Here is a 19,296-nt window from a genome sequence, read left to right on the forward strand (position 1 = left end):
AGGAGTGAAAAAAGTAAATGAAAACTTACGAGATTGTTGTTTGTGCGCTTTTTGCCGCCCTAATGGCTATTGGCGCCAATGTGTCCCCTTTTTTGACAATCGGCGGTGTGCCGGTTACATTGCAGCTGATGTTTGCTATCCTGGCCGGCGGATTGCTCGGAAGCCGGCTCGGCTCCTTCTCAATGATGGCTTACGTATGTATCGGGCTTGCCGGCGCTCCCGTGTTTGCCCAATTTAAAGGAGGACCGGCAAGCATTCTCAGTCCCACATTCGGGTTCGTGCTTTCTTTCATCGCAGTAGCTTATGCGACAGGCAAGCTGCTCTCAGAACCTGCGAAAAAAGCGGCCTATTTATATACAGGTGCCGTTGTTATTCTTTTGAATTATGTTATCGGCACTCATTATATGTATGCCGCCTTTAGATGGTGGGCGGAGGCTCCGCAAGGATTCAGTTATGCTGTCGCCTGGTCGTGGATGGCTGCCTACTTGCCGCTTGACCTTGCAGTGATCGCTTTGTCTCTCGCTGCTGTGCCGAAGATTCGTTTAGCCTTAAGCAAGCGGAGTGTTTATATAATAAAAGAGTAAACAAATTTTTTCCCTCCCTTCTTGATTTCTCTTCATAATCTTCCATTTTCTGTGTATAGTTGAAGTATTGCTACGGATTAGAGGAGAACCTAATGAAGATAAGAGAGTGGGATCGCAGTTTAAAAGTTCGTTTAATCGGGGAAAGCATCATGAATGTGACCTTTTGGATGTTCTTCCCTTTTCTTGCTATTTACTTTGCCGAGGAGTTTGGGAAGGGCAAAGCCGGAATGCTTCTCATCCTTTCCCAGCTATTTTCAGTCATTGCTAATCTGGCTGGCGGCTATTGTGCAGACCGCTTCGGCAGGAAGCGGATGATGGTGCTGTCAGCTTTCGGACAGGGGCTGGCTTTCCTTATTTTTGCTTTTGCCAATTCTCCATGGCATGAATCGGCGCTTCTTGGCTTTTTCGCCTTTTCTATTGCCAGCGTGTTCGGTTCCCTTTATTGGCCGGCGAGTCAGGCAATGGTGGCTGATGTAGTGGAAGAAAAAGACCGGAGCGATGTCTTTGCTGTTTTCTATACCTCAATTAATATAGCGGTCGTCATTGGCCCTATCCTTGGCGGCATTTTCTTTTTCACCTACAGATTCGAATTGATGCTATTCGCTGCTCTTACCTGCTTCTCGCTTGCTTTTACCGTTTGGAAATGGATAGAAGAAACCAACCCAGGGGCCTTACAAGCATCCTCAGCCGACAATAACAAATGGTACAGCGTGATTATTGGGCAAATCAAAGATTATCAGGTAATTGTGCGCGATAAAATTTTCCTGCTGTTTATCATCGCAGGAATTTTGAGCTCCCAAACCTTCATGCAGCTCGATTTGCTCATTCCTGTTTATACAAAGGAATCCATTGATATCCAAACCATCTTTTCACTTGGTGATTGGGTGGTTTCTATTAGCGGGGAAAAAGCTTTCGGGCTGCTTGTTTCAGAAAACGGGCTGCTCGTCGCCTTATTTACAGTCGCTATCTCCAAATGGGTGTCACGCTTCCATGAAAAAAATGTCTTTGCCGCATCCTCTATTTTGTATGCAGCTTCGATGTGGATGTTTGCCCTGACTGACTGGTTTTGGGGATTTGTGGTGGGAATGGCTGTATTTACTCTTGGTGAATTATTAATTGTCGGGCTCCAGCAAAGCTTTATTTCCGTGCTTGCGCCTGAGCATATGCGCGGCCAGTACTTTGCTGCTGCCAGCCTGCGCTATACGATCGGCCGCATGATTGCTCCCGCAGCCATTCCTTTGACTATGTGGATTGGCTATTCTTGGACGTTTTCACTGGTTGCCGTGCTTTCTTTGGCAAGTGCTGCCATTTACTACTATATGTTTATCCTTCACAGTCAGAGAAAAAAGAGTGAATCTTAAAAAGGGCAGGCTCTCAGACTAGAGACAAACTCAATGAAAATGGAAGCTTATCTCCAGTCTTTTTTGGTTTGCTCGCGGATGGGACCTGTTGATTCCCATTCTAATCAACAGAGTGAACAACGCTAAGGCAGCCGTATAAGAAAACTTGCTTGAAAATAAATAGACTAAACGCTTGAGCGTGCATTTGCAGACGCTTACTTTCGCTTTGATGAATCTCAGGAAAATGGCCCGAATCATCGCCTCAGAGAGTCTATCTTTCTTTTCAATGACTTAAAAACCATCTAAAACACAAAAGAGGTTCGGAATCATCTCATTCCGAACCTCTTTTGCCAACAAACTGAGGGCGGAACCCGGCCCTGCCCTTTTTATAAATTTATGACTGTTTTTTTAAACGGGCCTCCGCCACAACGACTCCATCTTCATCCGCATACACATACTGTCCGGGCACCCATTTGACCTCCCCAAATGCCACAGGAATGTTTTCTTCTCCTTCTCCCCTTTTAATGCTCTTCAGCGGATTGCTGCCTAAAGCAAGCACACCGATATTTAGTTCTGCAAGCTCCGCCGTATCGCGCACACAACCGTTAATAATAATCCCGCTCAATTTCCGCTCTTCCGCAATTTCGCCTAAACGGTCACCGAGCAGTGCACACCGCTTCGAACCGCCCCCGTCCACTATTAATACATGACCCTCTGGAATCGTTTGCAGCGCTCTTTTCACCAGCACATTATCCTCAAATACTTTCACCGTAGAAATCGGTCCTGAAAAGCGCTGTCTCCCTCCATAGGACTTGAAGTCCAAATAACATACCTGCAATTTCTCTGCGAAATCATCACATAAATCCGCTGTTTTCACATCTGTTTCGATCATCATATCTTCCCCCTTTTCCCCTGGTTATTGTTTTCATTCGACGCCTGTCTCCTTTTTCCTGTTTGCCTTCTGCTTTTGCATGTTTTCGTTTCATGCCAGCGGGTACTTGTTAAAGGAATGACCCTGTACGATTTTAGGAGGATAAAAAATGCCCACCAAAAAAGTAATTGGTTTATGCAGCAGTGAAATTGATGCCATCCGCCGTATTGAAGAATTAAAGGTAGAAGGGTTTGCAGCCAGCCAATTGTATGCCATAACGAAAGACGCGGACTTTCATTTAATGCTTCAAAATCGTTCTGGAGCAAAGGTAATTTCGGCAGGACCATCTATTAAGGATAAGATGAAAGCTGTATTTTCAAAGGAGGCTCCTGTGAAAGAATATTTACTGGAGTTTGGCCTATCTGCGGAAGATGCTGAAGCCTATTACAAAAACGTAGAAGAAGATTTAATTTTGCTTGCAGCCGATAAAGAAAGTACTCAAGCAACGGAAGAAACAGCAGCCGGGATTGCTAATCCTCCTCTGCCTGATAGAGAAGAAGCAGAAAGGCGCCGTCTGATGAAGGGACAGAGAAAGACTGAATCGGCAGCATTGGAGGAATCCACTCTTCCCCCGGATCAGCAAGCACTCTACCGAGATTACTTGTAAAACATTTAAAAGTTTCAATTATATCACAAAGGGTATGTAAACACCATAAGTCATTAGAACTTTTTACAAGGAGGCTATATCAATGAATAATGATAAAAAATTTATTGGCGTGTTTAATACTCAATCGGAAGTGATCAGCAAAATCGAACAACTAAAGGCAGAAGGCTATACAGAAGCAGACATTTATGCAGTAGCAAAGGATACTGAGCATGTTTCGATGGTAAGAGGACGAACTGGAGTCGAAGTAGAATCAGCAGGAACAGACGGTTCTTGGATGGATAAATTTATGGCTTTCTTATCAGGAGAAGACGAAGTCCGGGGCGGATTGCGCAATATGGGATTAGCCGATACAGAAGTGGACCGTTACTATGATGATATTAACGGCGGAAAAATACTTCTCTATGTCGACAAAGATTTCGACCGGTTATATGAGAACCGTCCGCTCACCGATGCGGCTGATCCTAACCTTGGAGCCAATACGCTAGGCGCAAGCGATCACATGGCAGATGGCTATGTAGAAGGCGTCCAGGCAGATAGAGCACCGGAGCTCGATACAACCAATCTATCTGATGATTTAAATGACGAGCAGCGCATTCGTCTCCGTGAGGAACGCCTAGAAGTGGACAAGGAACGTGTTCAAAAAGGTGAAGTATATGTAGAAAAGGATATTGTGGAAGAGCCGCGCACAGTTGATGTCAATGTAGAACGGGATGAGGTGTACGTGGAGCGCCGGGCGGTAGATGAGGTCGCTGCTGCTCGAGACACTTCGCCGATTGTTGACGACGATCATACGATCCGCATTCCGATTACAGAGGAACATGTGGAAGTAACGAAGCGGCCAGTTGTTTCTGAAGAATTAGTCATCGGCAAGCGCAAAGTGCAAGATACCGAAACTGTAAGCGATACGATAAAACGGGAAGAAGCCCACATTGCCAAAGAAGGCGATATTGAAGTAGAAGAAGAGACAACTGATCCCCTTCTCCGTGACAATTCTGCTGATCGCCTAGACCGGCGCGACCGTTATTAATAATAGAAGGAAAATTTTAAATAGCCCTTTCTTAAGAAAGGGCTATTTTGCCTGTTTGAACGTCTTACGTCCAGGTGAAGGTCCAAAATCCAGCTAATGACTACTCACGGGCGGCCGGCAAATTTACTTTTCGCTCTGCCCGCACTTTAAAAATTCTCTCTCATGGCTAGTGTCCGCTGCTCCATAACACTTCGCGATCAGAAGCATAACGGGAAAACAGCTCATTTGCCCACTTTCCGGTGCTCCCTGGGAATAACCGGCGGCCAATTTGCTTCACGGCTGTAATTTCTTGAATGGAATTAGTAAAAAATACTTCTTCCGCCTCCTCCACCTCCTGAGGAAAAAATATCCCTTCTTCAATGGCCATTCCTTTTTCCTTTGCCACACGGATGACATATTTCCGGGTAATTCCGTTTAGAATCCCTGTTTCAATCGCCGGCGTGTAAAGAGTGTTTCCTTTCACCCAAAAAATATTAGAAACTACCCCTTCAGCTACTGCCCCTGCTTGATTCAAAAAAATGCCTTCGACTGACCCGTCCATCCCTGTTTCCCGCTTGCCGGCAATATTATTTAAATAATGATGGGACTTCAGCCGTTCATTCATTTCAGGGGAGTTTCTCTTGATCGTTAACCATTGCCCCGTTTTTTCCAGCAGCCCTCCAGGCGGCGGCAGCGGCTTTTGAAAAACGATCACATTCGGCTGCTCATAAGCTGCGGTCTGTAATCCAATTTCACCATTGCCCGCCGAAACATTGAAGCGGATATACGAATGCTTCCATTCGTTGGCTTCAGATAACTCCTCCAACATCTCCACTGCTTCTGAGCGGCTGAATTGCCTGTTAATCATCAGCGCCTTTAAGCTGCGGTTTAAGCGGTCTAAATGATCGTCCATTAAAAAAGGATGCCCGTTATATACGCGAAAGGTTTCAAATACACCCATCCCGTATAAAAACCCGTGATCAAACGGAGAAATGACCGCCTGCTCACGAGAAACAACCTCTCCATTTAAATAAATAAACATTTTATACCTCCGTCTTCACTCTTCGGTAATAACGGATAAAGCTTTCAAGCATTTCTTTTCCCCCATATGTCATAATGGATTCCGGATGAAATTGCACACCTTCAATAGGAAGCTCTTTATGACGGATGGCCATAATCTCTCCTTCCTTAGTCCAAGCAGAGATTTCAAAACAACTTGGCAGCGTCTCTTTGCGCACAATTAATGAATGATAGCGCGTCGCCGGAAATGGGTCGGGCAAGCCTTTGAAAATCGTCCGGCCATCATGAAACATAGGAGATGTCTTCCCATGCATGAGCCGGCTGGCTCGAACAACCTCTCCGCCAAAAGCTTGAGCGATAGACTGCTGCCCCAAGCACACGCCGAATATCGGAATTTCACCCGCAAAGGAGCGGATAGCTTCTAAGCTGATGCCGGCTTCATTTGGTGTGCATGGGCCTGGCGAGATCATTAAAAAGTCCGGATTCAGCTTTCTGATTTCTTCGATAGTCATCTCATCATTCCGTTTCACCACCAGCTCTTCTCCAAGCTCTCCTAAGTACTGAACAAGATTATAAGTAAAAGAGTCGTAGTTATCGATCATTAAAATCATGCGTGTTCTCCTCCTGATTGCACAGACGCCAGCCTTTTTTCCGCGAGTTCCTTCGCTTTCCAGACAGCCTTTGCTTTTTTCAGCGACTCCTTGTACTCGCTCTTTGGATCGGAATCGATAACGATCCCCGCCCCTGCCTGGACATGACACATGCCGTTTTCAACAATCATTGTCCGAATGACAATATTCAGCTCCATATCTTCATTAAAGCCGATCCATCCAATGGACCCGGTGTACAGGCCGCGCCTTACTGGTTCCAGCTCCTCAATAATTTCCATCGTCCGGACTTTCGGCGCCCCAGTAATCGTTCCTCCCGGAAAAACGGCATGAATCACATCAGCATTCGTTTTCCCGGCAGCAAGTGTGCCGCGCACATTGGAAACGATGTGCTGGACATGGGAATATTTTTCAATCACCATAAATTCATCTACTTCAACAGAGCCGTATTCACTTACCCGGCCTAAATCATTTCGTTCCAAATCAACGAGCATAACATGTTCAGCACGCTCTTTTTCATTCTCAATCAATTCTGAAGCCAGGCGTAAATCGTCTGCATCGTCTTTTCCGCGTGAACGGGTACCGGCAATTGGCCGTGTGCTTAACTCGGTTCCTGATTTCTTTACCAACAGCTCCGGGGAGCCGGATACGATTTGAAATTCAGGTGTATGAATATAAGTCATGTACGGAGAAGGATTCAGCCTTCTTAATTCCTCATAAACAGCCAGCGCCGGAACAGAAAGCGGCTTGGACTGACGGACAGATAAATTAACCTGGAAAACGTCTCCCGCAGCAATATATTGTTTTGTTTTTTCAACTGCCGCTTGGAACTCTTCTTCCGAAAAAGATACCTTTAACTCATCGGCAGCAGGATCTGCCGCTGCCTCGGTTTCTTCATGGAATACAGCGGTCCACTTCTCTTCCGCTTGCTGCAGCCTCTGTTCTGCTGCTTTCTCTCCGCCAATAACGAGCAGCCAAAGAGTGCTTGTTTGGTGATCAAAGACAGCCCATTCATCGAAAACTTGAAAGTAGAGAACTGGCAGGCTAAGGTCCTCCTCCGCACAATCCGGCAGCTTTTCAATATAACGGGCATAATCATAGCTGATATAGCCGATCGCCCCGCCTTGAAAATCAGGAAGCCCTTCTTGCTTAGGCAGTTGGAATTCTTTCATCCAACTCTCCAATTCAGCAAGCGGCGCTCCCTTGCGCTTTTCTTCACTGCCTGCCGTCTGAATTTGAATGCCTTCCCCGTCAGACAGCACGACTGCTGACGGCGATAACCCGGCTATGCTGTAACGCCCTCCTCTTCCGCTTTCAAGAAACACATGATGGGCTTTACTTTTAGTCAGAGATTTATATTGATAGAAAAACTTTTCCTTAGTGTAAGGAAGCGTCCGGTAACCTATTTGTCGTTCATTCACTCGTTTTCATCCTTTTTTGTCTTAGTCTTTTTCATCATACTAGACAAGCCGGAAAGAAAAAAGCATCGAAACAGCATTTTTTTGCCGTCGCTTTTCTGTTTGCGGCCTCTATCTTTTATAATAGAAGAAAACGAGTAAAAAAGGCGGCGGGAAACAATGGAAGACCATACTTCAATCCAGAAGGCTCAATCAGCAAGCACAGCAGATACCTTAATGAAAGACCTTCAGTCCCTTGGAGTGAGACAAGGAGATGTTCTTATCGTGCATTCTTCTCTGCGTTCGATCGGCTGGGTAGCTGGCGGCGAAGACACTGTGATCCAAGCACTTATGGAATCTGTCTCCAGCAGCGGAACCATTGTCATGCCGGCACAAACCAGCGATAACACAGATCCAAAATACTGGAAAAATCCGCCGGTACCAGAAGAGTGGTGGCCGAGTATTCGTTACTTCATGCCTGCCTATTTGCCGGATATCACCTCTACGTTAGGGATGGGACGGATCGCTGAAGCCTTTCGGACGTTTCCAGAGGTCAAGCGAAGCGGCCACCCCTCTTGTTCGTTTACAGCATGGGGAAAGCATGCTTCTTTCATCACTGACCATCATTCAGTGGACTTTGCCTTTGGAGAACAGTCACCGCTTGCCCGATTATATGAGCTTGATGCGGCCGCTTTATTTATCGGCACGGACTACCGCTCATGTACCGCTATGCACCTTGGTGAATACCGGGCAAACGATGGCCGCAAAGCTTTTAAGCAAGGCTCAGCAATGATGGAAAACGGAGAACGGGTCTGGCGAGTTTATTGGGAGCTTGAAGAAACATCCGAGCGGTTTAATGAAATCGGCCAAGCCTTCGAACAAGAAATCCCGGTTGCGACAGGCTCTCTCGCCCAGTCTGCTTGCAAGCTGATTCCTATTCGTCCGCTTGTTGATTTCACCGCCCGTTACTTCAACGGCCTTTCAAAGCAACAAAGCGATTAACTGCTGCCGGAAATGGAGCCTCTTCTGTCAGCTCCGCCCATCCTTGCTCTATCGCCTCTAAAAAAGAATGAACGGCGATCTGCTGAACAAAGATGGCTTCAAAACCGATTTCCCGCAAAAGATCCCAATAATCTGGCAGACTGCCTATATACTTTGCGTCCTCCGAGTGCTGCAGTGCAGAAGGCTCAGCCAAATCAATCACCAGGCGGCCGCCCGGATTCAACAAATGAAAGCTCTGCCGCAGCCATTCTTCTCCATTCTCTAAGAAATGGATGCCTAACTGGGAGGCTGCCACATCAAATCCGGATTTCACAGAGTTGAAAACAGCGGAAGAAGCCATAACAACCCTGGCTTTATTCGCATGTATGATAGCGGGAGGCAAAGAGTCTCCAATCCATAATACATTCTCCTCCTGCTTGATACTTGCTGTTTGCAGAAAACTGCCGGATGAAATCGTCCATCCTAACACTTGGTCACTTGCTGCTCCTTTTCGATTTGTTACCGCCATATGTCGTTCCTCCTTTTTTAATAATCCAAACAAAAGAAAAACCTCTTCAGATAAGAAGAGGTTTTCAAATAATCCGCTCTCTTATCTGCCAGCTTTCGCTGCAAGAATTAGCACCGTGCCCCCATATACGGGGGTCGGTTGCCGGGCTTCATTGGGCTTGTCCCTCCACCTGCTCTTGATAAGATATTCATTGTTATTTAATTCATTCAGCTATTGTTAAGCCATCTATTTAGCACTTTAAATAAATTCACTTTTCAGTTCATTCGAATTATTGCACGATTACACTCGGCTGTCAACCTGCTTTTAAAAAATATTCAGCCGGGCAATGCGGCGAACAGCTTCTTGTATTTGTTCTTCAGATGCGACCAGGCCGGCACGGACATATCCCTCGCCGCGCTCGCCAAAACCAATTCCCGGTGCAAAAGCTACGCCTGCCTTTTCGAGAAGCAGCTCGCTAAACTGCTGAGATGTATACCCTTTCGGCACTTTCAGCCAGGCAAAAAAAGAGCCCTCCGGTGCGGTGACGTCCCAGCCAATTTCTTGTAAACGGCTGATGAGCAAGTTGCGGCGCGCCTCATACATCTCCTGCTGCTGATGCACCTGCTCCTGCGGACCAAGCAAAGCAGCTGCGGCTGCCTCTTGAATGCCTCCGTACAAACTGCAATGCAAATGCTCCTGCATTAACTCCAAGGCAGCAATCACGCTCGGATTGCCAACTGCAAATCCGATTCTCCAGCCTGCCATATTATATGTCTTTGACATAGTATAAATTTCAATGCCATGCTCCTTCGCCCCGTTGGCTTGAAGATAACTAATCGGTCTTTTCCCATCAAACCCAATAGCTCCGTAAGCAAAGTCATGAACAATACAAATCCCGTGTTCATCAGCAAATTGAATCGTCTTTTCAAAAAAAGCGGCATCTGCCATTGCTCCTGTCGGGTTATTTGGATAATTGATAAACAGGAGCTTTGCTTTTTCAGCTACCTCTTTTGGAATCTTTTCATAGCGAGGCAAAAAACCGTTTTCTGCTTCAAGCGGCAGCATGTGCATATCAGCGCCGGCAAGAGCGATACCAGACCAATAGTCCGGATATCCCGGGTCGGGCACGAGCGCTATATCACCCGGGTTCAGCAAGCATTGCGGCAACTCGACTAACCCAGCTTTGCCGCCAATAATAAGGGCTATTTCTTTTTCCGGGTCTGCTTCGACGCCATACTCTCTTTTATAAAAATCAGCACAAGCCTTTTTCACATGGCTAAAGCCTTGGAAAGGCGGATATTTATCATTAGCGGGATTGTCAGCTGCTGCCTTCAATGCCTCCTTGATATGGGAGAATGCTGGCTGGTCGGGACTCCCCTGTGCCAAATTGATTATATCCTGTCCCTTGTCAGAGGCCTCCTTAATCTGTTGGCCCAATTTGGCGAAGAATTGCTCCGGCAAGGCCTGAAGCCGATTAGCTGTTTCAAAAGTCTTCATTCACGCAGCCCTCGCTTTCAAATTATAGTTAATAATGGTATAACGAAAGGGAAAGAAAGTAAAGTAAGAATTTTCGGAAAGGAAAGTGGGGTTGAAATGAAATTAAAAACTGCAGTTATCCAAATGGATATCGCCTTTGGCGATCCAGAGGAAAATTACAAGCGAGCAGAAAAGTGGCTGCAAAAAGCAGCTGATCAAGGCTGCCAGCTGGCGGTGCTGCCTGAATTGTGGACAACTGGCTATGATTTAACGAGGCTTGATGAGATCGCTGATAAGGAAGCAGCCAAGACGGTGCAATTCTTATCGGCACAAGCTAAAAAACATCGCATGCACTTAATTGGCGGCTCCGTAGCCAATGAAACACAAGAGGGTGTGGAAAATACACTAATTGTTATTAATAAAGAGGGAGAACTGCTGAAAAAATACAGCAAACTGCACCTATTCCGGTTAATGGAAGAAGAGAAATTTTTAAAAGCGGGAAAAGAGGACGGCTTATTTATGCTTGAAAACGAACAGATGGCCGCTTTTATTTGCTATGACATCCGCTTCCCTGAATGGCTAAGAAAACATGTACTGGCAGGGGCGAACGTCTTATTTATCCCTGCTGAATGGCCGCTTGCCCGCAAGGACCATTGGCGGACATTGCTGATTGCCAGAGCCATAGAGAACCAAAGCTATGTTGTAGGCTGCAACCGCAGCGGTGAAGACCCTAAAAATAAATTCGCCGGCCATTCTATTATCGTTGACCCATGGGGAGAAGTGGTTGCCGAAGCAGGAGAGGAAGAGGAAATGCTCATGGCTGAAATAGATCTTTCGCAAGTAGCGAAGATAAGAAAACGCATCCCCATCTTCGAAGACCGCCGCCCGGCATTTTATGAGTGAACAGGAAGAAACCCGGGAAATTTCCCGGGTTTTCATCTAACGGCAGCCGAACTGCCTGAATAACAAGGACGGTTACTCTCCTGTTTAATCCCACTCATACGGTGTTTCCTGGTAAACGTAATAGTTTAGCCAGTTAGAAAACAATAAGTGAGCATGCGAGCGCCACTTGTTTATTGGCTTTTTTGTCGGATTATTGTCCGGGAAATAGTTTTTTGGCATGTCGATATCGAGCCCCTTCGCTAAATCCCGTGCATATTCTTCGGAAAGTGTATGCGCCTCGTACTCCAGATGTCCAGTAATCATAATATGGCGCTCATCTTTTGACATGATAATAAATGCGCCTGCTTCCTCAGAGTAAGCTAAAAGCTGCAAATCGTTATGGCCTTTAATCTTTTCTATCTCAACATCTGTGTAGCGAGAATGGGGCGCATAGAAAAGATCATCAAATCCGCGCATCAGCTTCACCGTAGGTTCATTCACTGTATGACTGAACACACCGGAACATTTCTTGGGCAATTCAAATTTGCCGATACCGAAATAATGATAAAGTGCTGCTTGGGCCCCCCAGCAAATATGGAGAAGAGAAGTAACATTTGTCTTGGCCCAATCCATTATATCTGTTAATTCTTCCCAGTAACTAACCTCTTCAAATTCCATCAATTCGATAGGCGCTCCAGTAATAATCATGCCGTCAATGCGCCTGCCCTTGACTTCCTCAAATGTCGTATAAAATTGCTGCAAGTGGGATTTGCTGACATTCCTCGATTCATATGTAGCTGTATACAAAAAAGATACGTTTACTTGAAGTGGTGTGTTGCCGAGCAGCCGCAGAAGCTGGGCTTCTGTTTTCTCTTTTTCCGGCATTAGGTTCAGAATTAAAATATTTAACGGACGGATATCCTGGCGGCGAGCCCGATCCACGTCCATCACGAAAATATTCTCTTTCTCCAGAATCTCACGTGCCGGCAATTGCTGCGGTATATTAATCGGCATCTTTCTACCCCCTTTTGGTTTTGAATTTTCAATAAACTATTATAGACAGCCCCTCTTGTAAAATACAAGAACTGTTTTTTCTCCTCGGGCTGTACCTGCACAAAAAAGCCTGCAAAAGAGCTTTTCTTTGCAGGCAGATAGATTATTTCAATTTTAATTTAGCCAGTGCATCAGCTAAAGCGGTATTAATCGGTTCATCCTTCGATTGTTTTTTCAAATATTGATTTACATCTTGCTTTGTCGCTTTATTTCCGGACTGCTGCTTCCGCCGCTTCTGGAAGGCCGACATTTTTTCTCTGTATCCGCATTTGCAGACAAAGATCTGTCCTTCCCCTTCCCCGCGAAGCTCAAGTTTTTTATGGCAGTTTGGACAGCGGGCATTCGTCAATTTTGCTACATTTTTGCGGTAGCCGCACTCTCGGTCCTGGCATACAAGCATCTTCCCTTTTTTTCCGTTCACTTCCAGCAATAATTTCCCGCAATCCGGACATTGGCTGCCCGTTATATTATCATGCTTGAACTTTTTGTCGCTGTTTTTAATTTCATTGGTTACTGCTTTGGTATAACTGCCAATTTCTTTCATAAAAGCTTGCGGCTTCAGTTTGCCCTTCGCAATGGCCTCAAGCTTTTGCTCCCACTCTCCTGTTAAAGCTGGCGACTTTAATTCGCTTGGCACCAGTTCGAGCAATTGCTTGCCTTTGGAGGTAAGAATGATATCTTTGCCTTTCTTCTCGATTAAAAAGGTATTAAACAGCTTTTCGATAATATCTGCCCGGGTCGCCACTGTTCCAAGTCCGCCTGTCTGGCTGAGCGTTTGTTTGAGCTGTTTGTTTTCCTCTTCCATGTACTTTGCCGGGTTTTCCATTGCTGACAAAAGGGTTCCTTCGTTAAAACGGGCCGGCGGGCTCGTTTCTCCCCGGGTAGGCGTTAACGCCGTTACTTCAAGCTCTGCTCCTTGTTTAACAGGAGGCAGGGAAGCTTCATCGTCTTCCTCTTTCCCGTACACTTCTTTCCAGCCAAGAGAAGTAATGACTTTTCCTTTAGCTGTAAATGCCTCTGATCCAATCTTTGCTTCCACTGTCGTTTGCTCGTACTCAAACGGCGGCAGCAATACAGCTAAAAAGCGCTTAACAATTAAATCGTAAATCTTACGCTCTTTGTCGCTTAAATCATTTAAAATAGCAGTTTGCTCCGTCGGTACAATGGCATGATGATCCGATACCTTGGCATCGTTGACAAAAGACTTGTTTGGCTTGATTCCGTTTTTCTTTACCTTAGCTGCATATTTCGTATAAGGAGTAATTTCGACAGCCTCTACTCTCTCTCTCAGCGTATCCACCATATCGCTTGATAAATAGCGGGAATCGGTACGCGGATAAGTAACAAGCTTATGCTGTTCATACAGCTTTTGCATAATCGACAGTGTTTCTTTTGCCGAATAGCCAAAAATTTTGTGGGCATCGCGCTGAAGCTCCGTTAAATCGTACAGCTCGGGAGCATAAGACTTTTTGGCCGCCTTTTTCACACTGGCAACCACCGCTTTCTGGCCGCGAATCGCCTTTAAAAGTTGATCCCGCTTTTCTTCTGAAAAGGTTTTCGTGTCATTTGACTTTGCGTCTTTCCAGGTCAGCTTAATGTCTCCGGAGACGGCAGCAATGCCATAATAGCTTTTGGGCTTGAATTGCTTAATTTCTTCTTCCCTTCTTGCAATGATCGCCAACGTAGGAGTCTGCACACGGCCGCAGGAAAGCTGGGCATTAAACTTTGTAGTTAAAGCCCGGGTAGCATTAATTCCGACAAGCCAGTCGGCTTCTGCACGGGCTACAGCGGAACGGTACAAATTTTCATACTCCCGGCCGTCTTTTAGGTTTTTAAACCCTTCACGAATCGCTTTGTCCGTAACAGATGAAATCCATAAACGCCTTACCGGCTTTTTCACATGTGCTTTATCAATAATCCAGCGCCCAACGAGTTCCCCCTCGCGCCCGGCATCTGTAGCAATCACAATGTCCTTTACATCTTTACGATTCAATTGCGTTTTTACGGCTTGAAATTGCTTGCCGGTTTTCTTGATGACAACCGTTTTTAAATGGTCCGGCATAAGCGGCAAATCAGCCAGATTCCATGTCTTGTATTGATTGCCATACGCCTCAGGGTCAGCATGAGTCACTAAGTGCCCAAGCGCCCATGTCACAATATAGCGGTCTCCTTCCAAAAAGCCGTTCCCTTTTTTGCCGCATTTCAACACGCGGGCAATATCGCGGGCAACGGACGGCTTCTCAGCTAACACGACTGTTTTGCTCATAGTAACATCCTTTCATTTTTACACTGCTCCTATTATATCATTTGTTCCGATAAATGGCGTTCCCCTGCCACTCTGTTTCTAACTCCAGGCGTATTCCAGCTACTGGGCCGCCACGGCCAAATTTGCATAAAACCAGCTGCTTGTTTTCAGTAAGCTCGTGACTTCCTTCTTTTTTTCGTTTATATTTGGTAAAAACATTGTATTTTAGCATATTTATCTATTACTCAGAAAGGAGTGTTCGTTATGCTATTGCAAAAACGCGGCGACATCCCTTACATTCTCGGACTAGTTTTTTTGCTTGCCGGTGTCATTTACTTTTTCGCGTCTAACTGGCCGCTGCTCGATCGTCCTGTAAAAATCGGACTGAGTATGCTGATGATTGCTGCCTGCTTTATCATTTCACTCATGTATAAGAGGAGCGCTACTTTTGCTTATCTAAGCAATTGGTGGCTTCTGGCCTCAGCTATTGCCTTTGGTGCAGGTGTCGCCCTCGTTGGGCAAATGTATAATTCCCATGCAGATTCGTATGTATTATTCTTGATTTGGCTTATACCTGTTATTTTGCTTGCCGTGCTGACCAACTATCAGCCTTTTTTCTGGCTGTCGTTTCTGCTGCTGGAGCTGACGATTTGGCTGAAAATTTATCCTGTTGGCGTGTGGGTCGATTATTCAGATGCCGAAGAAGCTTTTCTGTATGGAGCGCTCATTGTACTTCATTTGCTTTTCTTTTATTTGCTGAAAAAAGCCCGTCTTGAAAAAATCGGATTTCTCGCGCTTATTGTGACGCAGTATTGTTCTGTTTTTTTACTAGTCAAGCACTCTCTTTATCATCTTTTTTCCGACTTTGAACCTTCGTCCGTTGCATACCTGGCTCTTCATGGAGTGTATATTTTTTTAATCGTGCGCTTCTGGAAAAGCTTTATGAACGACCGGAAAAGCCACCCGTTTATTATGGCTGTGCATTTGCTTTTCTTTGGGCTTTATGTAGTATATAATGCCTTTCTTATTTACATTATGATGTTCGGAGAAACCGTTTTTTTCACTGGCTTTCTTCTCCTAATTGCTGTCTTTGGATTCAGTGTCTATGTTTTGCAAAAGCTGGCAAAAACGGCGAAGGAACAAGATAAAAAATGGAGCCGTTACACATATAAGTTCTTTGTTGCCGTTCTTTCTTTTTTAGGGACGATTATCGCTATATTATCCACTAGCTCCTTTGCATTCCTGCTCTTTAGTGATGGGGAAGGATTAAAATATAGCTTTCTCTTCCTTGGTGCCGCCTTGGCTGTCTCCGGATTCTTTATCTCAAAAAAAGAATGGGTCGTTGTGCGCCTTACTTTACAGGTCACCGGCATCGCCTTTTTGTTTCTCTTTGCTTACTGGCAGGGGGAAACCTGGTTTTTCTGGCTGATGGCCGTGCTTTTCCTCGCCATGAGCATTTTATTTTCTTCCTTGCGGGATGTGCTGCTCTATTACTTAGCCGCTAATGGCGCACTTAGCAGCGCTGCTCTAGCTTCTCTATCAGATCTGGGCCTTTCTGAAGAATGGATGAAGCTGGCGTTTCTGTTATTGGGGATCTTCAATGCTGTTCTTTTTGCCAAACGGCCTGGGCAGCGCCTCGGCTTGCTTGCCTATCTGCTGTCCCTTTATTATTTCTTTTCACTGACAGCTGAAGACGGGCAATTAGTTGTACTCTCTATCTTGTTTCATCTTATCTTTGCCGGGTATGCTTACTTCCATTTAGCATATCCCCAAAGCCAATCCAGGCTCTATAAATGGGCAACCTGGATAGCTGTTTCCGCTTTTCTTGTCTGGAAATATTATGAGTTTATTTGGAAATTGCTGCACAAGTCGCTCGCATTTTTCATTGTCAGCGCTCTGTTTTTCCTTCTCTTTTACTGGTGGGGCAGAAAACATACAGAGACAGCGCGGAATATTAGGCAGTGGAGCTGGAAGCCGATTGCCATTCTTTTAACCGCCCAGCTGGCCTTTATTGGGATTGTCTCCTGGCAAAAAGAGCAGCTGCTGCAAAACGGAGAACTTGTCGCTCTTCAATTGGAGCCGCTGGACCCTCGTTCGCTGCTTCAAGGTGATTATGTTCAGCTGAACTACGCCATTCACAGCGCTTACCAAGAAGAGCAGCAACGGCGGGAGCTTCCAGAAGGAAAGCTCTACGTCGAGTTACAGAAAACGACGGAAAGCGTTCCTTATCACGGAACGGATATAGCGATTTACCAGCCTGTTCGTTTTACAGAGAAAGAACAGCCGGCGCTTGTTCATGAGAAAGCCGTCACTATTCGGGGGAAAAGCCGCTATGGCAATCTCAACTTGGGCATTGAGCATTTCTTTATCCCTGAGAATACTGGAGCAGACTGGGAAGAGAAAAACATTGCTCTTGTCCGCGTAGCTGAAAATGGAGATGCAATTTTAGAAACATTGGTACGTAGAAACAAAGAGCAATAGCATGATATTTTTGTCAATTTAAAAGAAATTCATCCTACAAAAGCCGGGAAATATCCGGCTTTTGTAATGCAATTGTAATATTACACGATAAAGTGTAACATCACACCCTTCATTTTTCTGGTATATTAGCCTCAGATAAACATATTGCTACAAAAAATCCAATTTAGAAGCGGAAGGGTAACAGGGTGAATCGGATGAAAAAATGGTTAACTGCAATAGTAAGTTCGTTGATTTTAAGTGTCAGTTTATTAATGCCTTTACATTCAGCAGACGCAGCTTATTCTGCAGACTCTGTCATTGCTGAAGCGAAAAAACATATTGGTACACCGTATAAATGGGGCGGCACGACTCCAAAAGGGTTTGATTGCTCCGGATTTATTCAATACACACATAAGCAAGTCGGCCTGTCCTTGCCAAGAACAGCTGCACAAATGTATCAAAAAGGCACAGCTGTCAAGAAAAGCGACATGGAACCAGGCGATTTAATTTTCTTCAGTACATATAGCAAAGGCGCTTCCCATGTAGGCATTTACTTAGGAGATAACGAATTTATCCACTCAGCCTCCAAAGGGGTTCGCATTGATAAAGTAAGCAACTCCTATTATAAGAAAAGATACCTAGGCTCTAAGCGCATTGCTCAATAATAAACCATTAGAAACCCCGGCTCATGGAGAGAGCCGGGGTTTTCTGTTCATTTACAGCTAAGCTGTTTTCTCTTTCTTTACTTTTCTTGCCTCAATCATGTGAATATGATGGCCGTCCACATCGCGGATAATAAATTGATAGCCGTCCTGTTCCAGCGCATCGCCGAGAGCCACATCAATTTTTTGAGTCAGAAACCATCCGCCAAGCGTATCTACATCTTCTTCCTCTAAATGAATGCCAAGAAGGTCATTCACTTCTGTAATTAATACCCGCGCACTCAGCATATACTGCCCGGCGGCGATTTTTTGGATTTCCGGCTTCTCATCTGAATCAAATTCATCACGAATTTCACCGACAATTTCCTCTAAAATATCTTCTACTGTCACTAGACCCGATGTTCCGCCGTATTCATCCAATAGTATCGCCATATGAATCCGCTCTTTTTGCATTTTTAGCAGCAGGTCGTGAATCGGTATCGTTTCAATTACGCTGATAACTGGTTTCACAAACCATTCCAGCGGCTGCTCATCGTAATTGTCCTTGCTTAAGAAATAAGAAAATATTTCTTTAATATTTACCATGCCAAGGATATTATCTTTATCCCCATCGTCTACTGGATAACGTGTGTATTTCTCGCTTTTTAAGATATCGGTGATTTCCGCCCATGTTAAATCTTTACTTAACGTCACCATCTCTGTGCGCGGTACCATAATCTCTTTGGCAATTCTTTCATCAAATTCAAAAATGTTATCCACATACTTATATTCCGATTGATTAATTTCCCCGCTTTTATAGCTTTCTGACAAAATAATGCGCAGCTCCTCTTCCGAATGGGCAACCTCATGCTCAGAAGCCGGCTCCAGTCCAAACAGGCCGGTGAAAAAGCGGGCTGAACTGTTCAATACCCAAATAAACGGGTACATCACCCGGTAAAACAATACAAGCGCTGGCGAAAAAGCTAAAGTTAACCACTCCGCCTTTTGAATAGCCAGCGTCTTTGGCGCTAATTCTCCAATCACCACATGAAGAAAAGTGATAAAGGCAAAAGCAATGACAAAGGACAGCACTCCCGTTATAGACGGGGCTAAATCCAGCTTTTCAAAGAGCGGATGCAGCAAGTGCTCAACTGTCGGCTCCCCTAGCCAGCCAAGTCCAAGGGACGTAATAGTAATGCCGAGCTGGCAAGCTGATAAATATTCATCCATGTTCGTAACGACCTTTTTGGCAACGGTCGCCTTTTTATTTCCCTCAGCAATCAATTGATTGATCCGCGACATTCTGACCTTTACAATAGCAAACTCAGAAGACACGAAAAAGCCTGAGAAGCCAATTAATATGGCAATGAGCAAAAAATTGACGATAATCAAAGACGGCAAGGAAAGCAAAGAATGAAAGATGATAACGGGTCCCCATTCCTTTCTTGGCTTTCCTCTTTCACCTCCCGTGCAAGTTTATAATTCCCTTTTACCCCATTAGAAATCATTCGTAACAAAAAGAATCGTATGTAGAGAATGGCCAGCAGTTTCCATTTC

The 19,296-nt window shown here is 45.2% G+C and carries 17 protein-coding genes and 1 riboswitch; of the genes, 8 read left to right on the plus strand and 9 right to left on the minus strand.

The features are described 5' to 3' along the window. Nucleotides 1-17: 17 nt before the first annotated feature. Together BBA02S_RS12605 and BBA02S_RS12610 are read left to right on the plus strand one after the other, a co-directional pair. Nucleotides 18-584 carry a biotin transporter BioY gene (locus tag BBA02S_RS12605; protein ID WP_041101513.1) on the plus strand — a complete coding sequence of 189 codons (567 nt, stop codon included), beginning with the start codon at nucleotides 18-20 and terminating at the stop codon, nucleotides 582-584. Nucleotides 585-676: 92 nt separating this feature from the next. After that, nucleotides 677-1,945, plus strand: a complete 1,269-nt coding sequence (locus BBA02S_RS12610; protein WP_041101511.1) for an MDR family MFS transporter — start codon at nucleotides 677-679, stop codon at nucleotides 1,943-1,945. Between the two features lie 373 nt (nucleotides 1,946-2,318). Here BBA02S_RS12610 and rraA read toward each other — a convergent pair whose 3' ends face one another. Continuing rightward, entirely contained in the window at nucleotides 2,319-2,819 is a 501-nt protein-coding gene (rraA, locus tag BBA02S_RS12615) for a ribonuclease E activity regulator RraA (protein WP_231557220.1), read from the minus strand. A 145-nt stretch (nucleotides 2,820-2,964) separates the two neighbouring features. Between rraA and BBA02S_RS12620 the strand changes: the two genes are divergently transcribed. Beyond that, on the plus strand, nucleotides 2,965-3,462 hold the full coding sequence (locus tag BBA02S_RS12620) for a general stress protein (protein WP_041101507.1): 498 nt from the start codon (nucleotides 2,965-2,967) through the stop codon (nucleotides 3,460-3,462). An 82-nt stretch (nucleotides 3,463-3,544) separates the two neighbouring features. Next, nucleotides 3,545-4,489 (plus strand): YsnF/AvaK domain-containing protein, encoded by a 945-nt coding sequence (locus BBA02S_RS12625; RefSeq protein WP_041114362.1) that lies wholly within the window; start codon nucleotides 3,545-3,547, stop codon nucleotides 4,487-4,489. A gap of 166 nt (nucleotides 4,490-4,655) precedes the next feature. Here the strand turns inward: BBA02S_RS12625 and pabC are convergent, their stop codons facing one another. Genes pabC through pabB form a run of 3 tightly spaced genes read right to left on the minus strand, consistent with a single transcriptional unit; the run spans nucleotide 4,656 to nucleotide 7,517 of the window. Beyond that, nucleotides 4,656-5,510: an aminodeoxychorismate lyase gene (pabC, locus tag BBA02S_RS12630; RefSeq protein ID WP_052477403.1), complete on the minus strand. Its 855-nt coding sequence runs from the start codon at nucleotides 5,508-5,510 to the stop codon at nucleotides 4,656-4,658. A 1-nt stretch (nucleotide 5,511) separates the two neighbouring features. Continuing rightward, the gene (gene pabA / locus BBA02S_RS12635) at nucleotides 5,512-6,099 is read right to left on the minus strand and encodes an aminodeoxychorismate/anthranilate synthase component II (protein WP_041114361.1); all 588 of its coding nucleotides are present in this window, start codon (nucleotides 6,097-6,099) and stop codon (nucleotides 5,512-5,514) included. Continuing rightward, nucleotides 6,096-7,517, minus strand: coding sequence for an aminodeoxychorismate synthase, component I (gene pabB, locus BBA02S_RS12640; protein ID WP_041114360.1), 1,422 nt, complete (start codon nucleotides 7,515-7,517; stop codon nucleotides 6,096-6,098). The genes pabA and pabB overlap by 4 nt, the downstream gene beginning before the upstream one ends. A gap of 156 nt (nucleotides 7,518-7,673) precedes the next feature. Between pabB and BBA02S_RS12645 the strand changes: the two genes are divergently transcribed. Next, nucleotides 7,674-8,495: an AAC(3) family N-acetyltransferase gene (locus BBA02S_RS12645; protein ID WP_041101499.1), complete on the plus strand. Its 822-nt coding sequence runs from the start codon at nucleotides 7,674-7,676 to the stop codon at nucleotides 8,493-8,495. On the opposite strand, the gene BBA02S_RS12650 is transcribed toward BBA02S_RS12645, so the two are convergent. Both BBA02S_RS12650 and BBA02S_RS12655 read right to left on the minus strand, forming a co-directional pair. Beyond that, entirely contained in the window at nucleotides 8,464-9,003 is a 540-nt protein-coding gene (locus BBA02S_RS12650; RefSeq protein ID WP_041101497.1) for a class I SAM-dependent methyltransferase, read from the minus strand. The two genes, BBA02S_RS12645 and BBA02S_RS12650, sit on opposite strands and share 32 nt — an antisense overlap. Before the next feature lie 78 nt (nucleotides 9,004-9,081). After that, nucleotides 9,082-9,188: riboswitch (SAM riboswitch) on the minus strand. A 118-nt stretch (nucleotides 9,189-9,306) separates the two neighbouring features. Continuing rightward, nucleotides 9,307-10,479, minus strand: a complete 1,173-nt coding sequence (locus tag BBA02S_RS12655; RefSeq protein WP_041101495.1) for a pyridoxal phosphate-dependent aminotransferase — start codon at nucleotides 10,477-10,479, stop codon at nucleotides 9,307-9,309. Between the two features lie 96 nt (nucleotides 10,480-10,575). Between BBA02S_RS12655 and BBA02S_RS12660 the strand changes: the two genes are divergently transcribed. Then, nucleotides 10,576-11,361 (plus strand): carbon-nitrogen family hydrolase, encoded by a 786-nt coding sequence (locus tag BBA02S_RS12660; protein ID WP_041101493.1) that lies wholly within the window; start codon nucleotides 10,576-10,578, stop codon nucleotides 11,359-11,361. Nucleotides 11,362-11,445: 84 nt separating this feature from the next. On the opposite strand, the gene metA is transcribed toward BBA02S_RS12660, so the two are convergent. Both metA and BBA02S_RS12670 read right to left on the minus strand, forming a co-directional pair. Beyond that, a complete protein-coding gene (metA, locus tag BBA02S_RS12665) occupies nucleotides 11,446-12,354 on the minus strand; it encodes a homoserine O-acetyltransferase MetA (protein ID WP_041101491.1) in 909 nt (302 codons plus the stop codon). Nucleotides 12,355-12,496: 142 nt separating this feature from the next. Then, complete coding sequence (locus tag BBA02S_RS12670) at nucleotides 12,497-14,659, minus strand: DNA topoisomerase III (protein ID WP_041114359.1); 2,163 nt, start codon at nucleotides 14,657-14,659, stop codon at nucleotides 12,497-12,499. Nucleotides 14,660-14,902: 243 nt separating this feature from the next. Here BBA02S_RS12670 and BBA02S_RS12675 point away from each other — a divergent pair, with 243 nt between their 5' ends. Continuing rightward, nucleotides 14,903-17,119, plus strand: coding sequence for a GDYXXLXY domain-containing protein (locus tag BBA02S_RS12675; RefSeq protein ID WP_041114358.1), 2,217 nt, complete (start codon nucleotides 14,903-14,905; stop codon nucleotides 17,117-17,119). A gap of 194 nt (nucleotides 17,120-17,313) precedes the next feature. Then, nucleotides 17,314-17,763, plus strand: a complete 450-nt coding sequence (locus BBA02S_RS12680; RefSeq protein WP_041101485.1) for a C40 family peptidase — start codon at nucleotides 17,314-17,316, stop codon at nucleotides 17,761-17,763. 57 nt (nucleotides 17,764-17,820) lie between these two features. Here BBA02S_RS12680 and BBA02S_RS12685 read toward each other — a convergent pair whose 3' ends face one another. Beyond that, nucleotides 17,821-19,131 carry a hemolysin family protein gene (locus tag BBA02S_RS12685; RefSeq protein ID WP_041101666.1) on the minus strand — a complete coding sequence of 437 codons (1,311 nt, stop codon included), beginning with the start codon at nucleotides 19,129-19,131 and terminating at the stop codon, nucleotides 17,821-17,823. Nucleotides 19,132-19,296: the final 165 nt, after the last annotated feature.

Origin of the sequence: Bacillus badius NBRC 15713 (assembly GCF_001591605.1) — a bacterium.
Taxonomy (GTDB): Bacteria; Bacillota; Bacilli; order Bacillales; family Domibacillaceae; genus Pseudobacillus; species Pseudobacillus badius.

Excerpts from the sequence above, each read along its gene's own strand:
- BBA02S_RS12605 (WP_041101513.1), top strand. The coding sequence starts at position 18 with ATGAAAACTTACGAGATTGTTGTTTGTGCGCTTTTTGCCGCCCTAATG.
- BBA02S_RS12610 (WP_041101511.1), top strand. The coding sequence starts at position 677 with ATGAAGATAAGAGAGTGGGATCGCAGTTTAAAAGTTCGTTTAATCGGG.
- rraA (WP_231557220.1), bottom strand. The coding sequence starts at position 2,819 with ATGATGATCGAAACAGATGTGAAAACAGCGGATTTATGTGATGATTTC.
- BBA02S_RS12620 (WP_041101507.1), top strand. The coding sequence starts at position 2,965 with ATGCCCACCAAAAAAGTAATTGGTTTATGCAGCAGTGAAATTGATGCC.
- BBA02S_RS12625 (WP_041114362.1), top strand. The coding sequence starts at position 3,545 with ATGAATAATGATAAAAAATTTATTGGCGTGTTTAATACTCAATCGGAA.
- pabC (WP_052477403.1), bottom strand. The coding sequence starts at position 5,510 with ATGTTTATTTATTTAAATGGAGAGGTTGTTTCTCGTGAGCAGGCGGTC.
- pabA (WP_041114361.1), bottom strand. The coding sequence starts at position 6,099 with ATGATTTTAATGATCGATAACTACGACTCTTTTACTTATAATCTTGTT.
- BBA02S_RS12645 (WP_041101499.1), top strand. The coding sequence starts at position 7,674 with ATGGAAGACCATACTTCAATCCAGAAGGCTCAATCAGCAAGCACAGCA.
- BBA02S_RS12650 (WP_041101497.1), bottom strand. The coding sequence starts at position 9,003 with ATGGCGGTAACAAATCGAAAAGGAGCAGCAAGTGACCAAGTGTTAGGA.
- BBA02S_RS12655 (WP_041101495.1), bottom strand. The coding sequence starts at position 10,479 with ATGAAGACTTTTGAAACAGCTAATCGGCTTCAGGCCTTGCCGGAGCAA.
- BBA02S_RS12660 (WP_041101493.1), top strand. The coding sequence starts at position 10,576 with ATGAAATTAAAAACTGCAGTTATCCAAATGGATATCGCCTTTGGCGAT.
- metA (WP_041101491.1), bottom strand. The coding sequence starts at position 12,354 with ATGCCGATTAATATACCGCAGCAATTGCCGGCACGTGAGATTCTGGAG.
- BBA02S_RS12670 (WP_041114359.1), bottom strand. The coding sequence starts at position 14,659 with ATGAGCAAAACAGTCGTGTTAGCTGAGAAGCCGTCCGTTGCCCGCGAT.
- BBA02S_RS12675 (WP_041114358.1), top strand. The coding sequence starts at position 14,903 with ATGCTATTGCAAAAACGCGGCGACATCCCTTACATTCTCGGACTAGTT.
- BBA02S_RS12680 (WP_041101485.1), top strand. The coding sequence starts at position 17,314 with ATGAAAAAATGGTTAACTGCAATAGTAAGTTCGTTGATTTTAAGTGTC.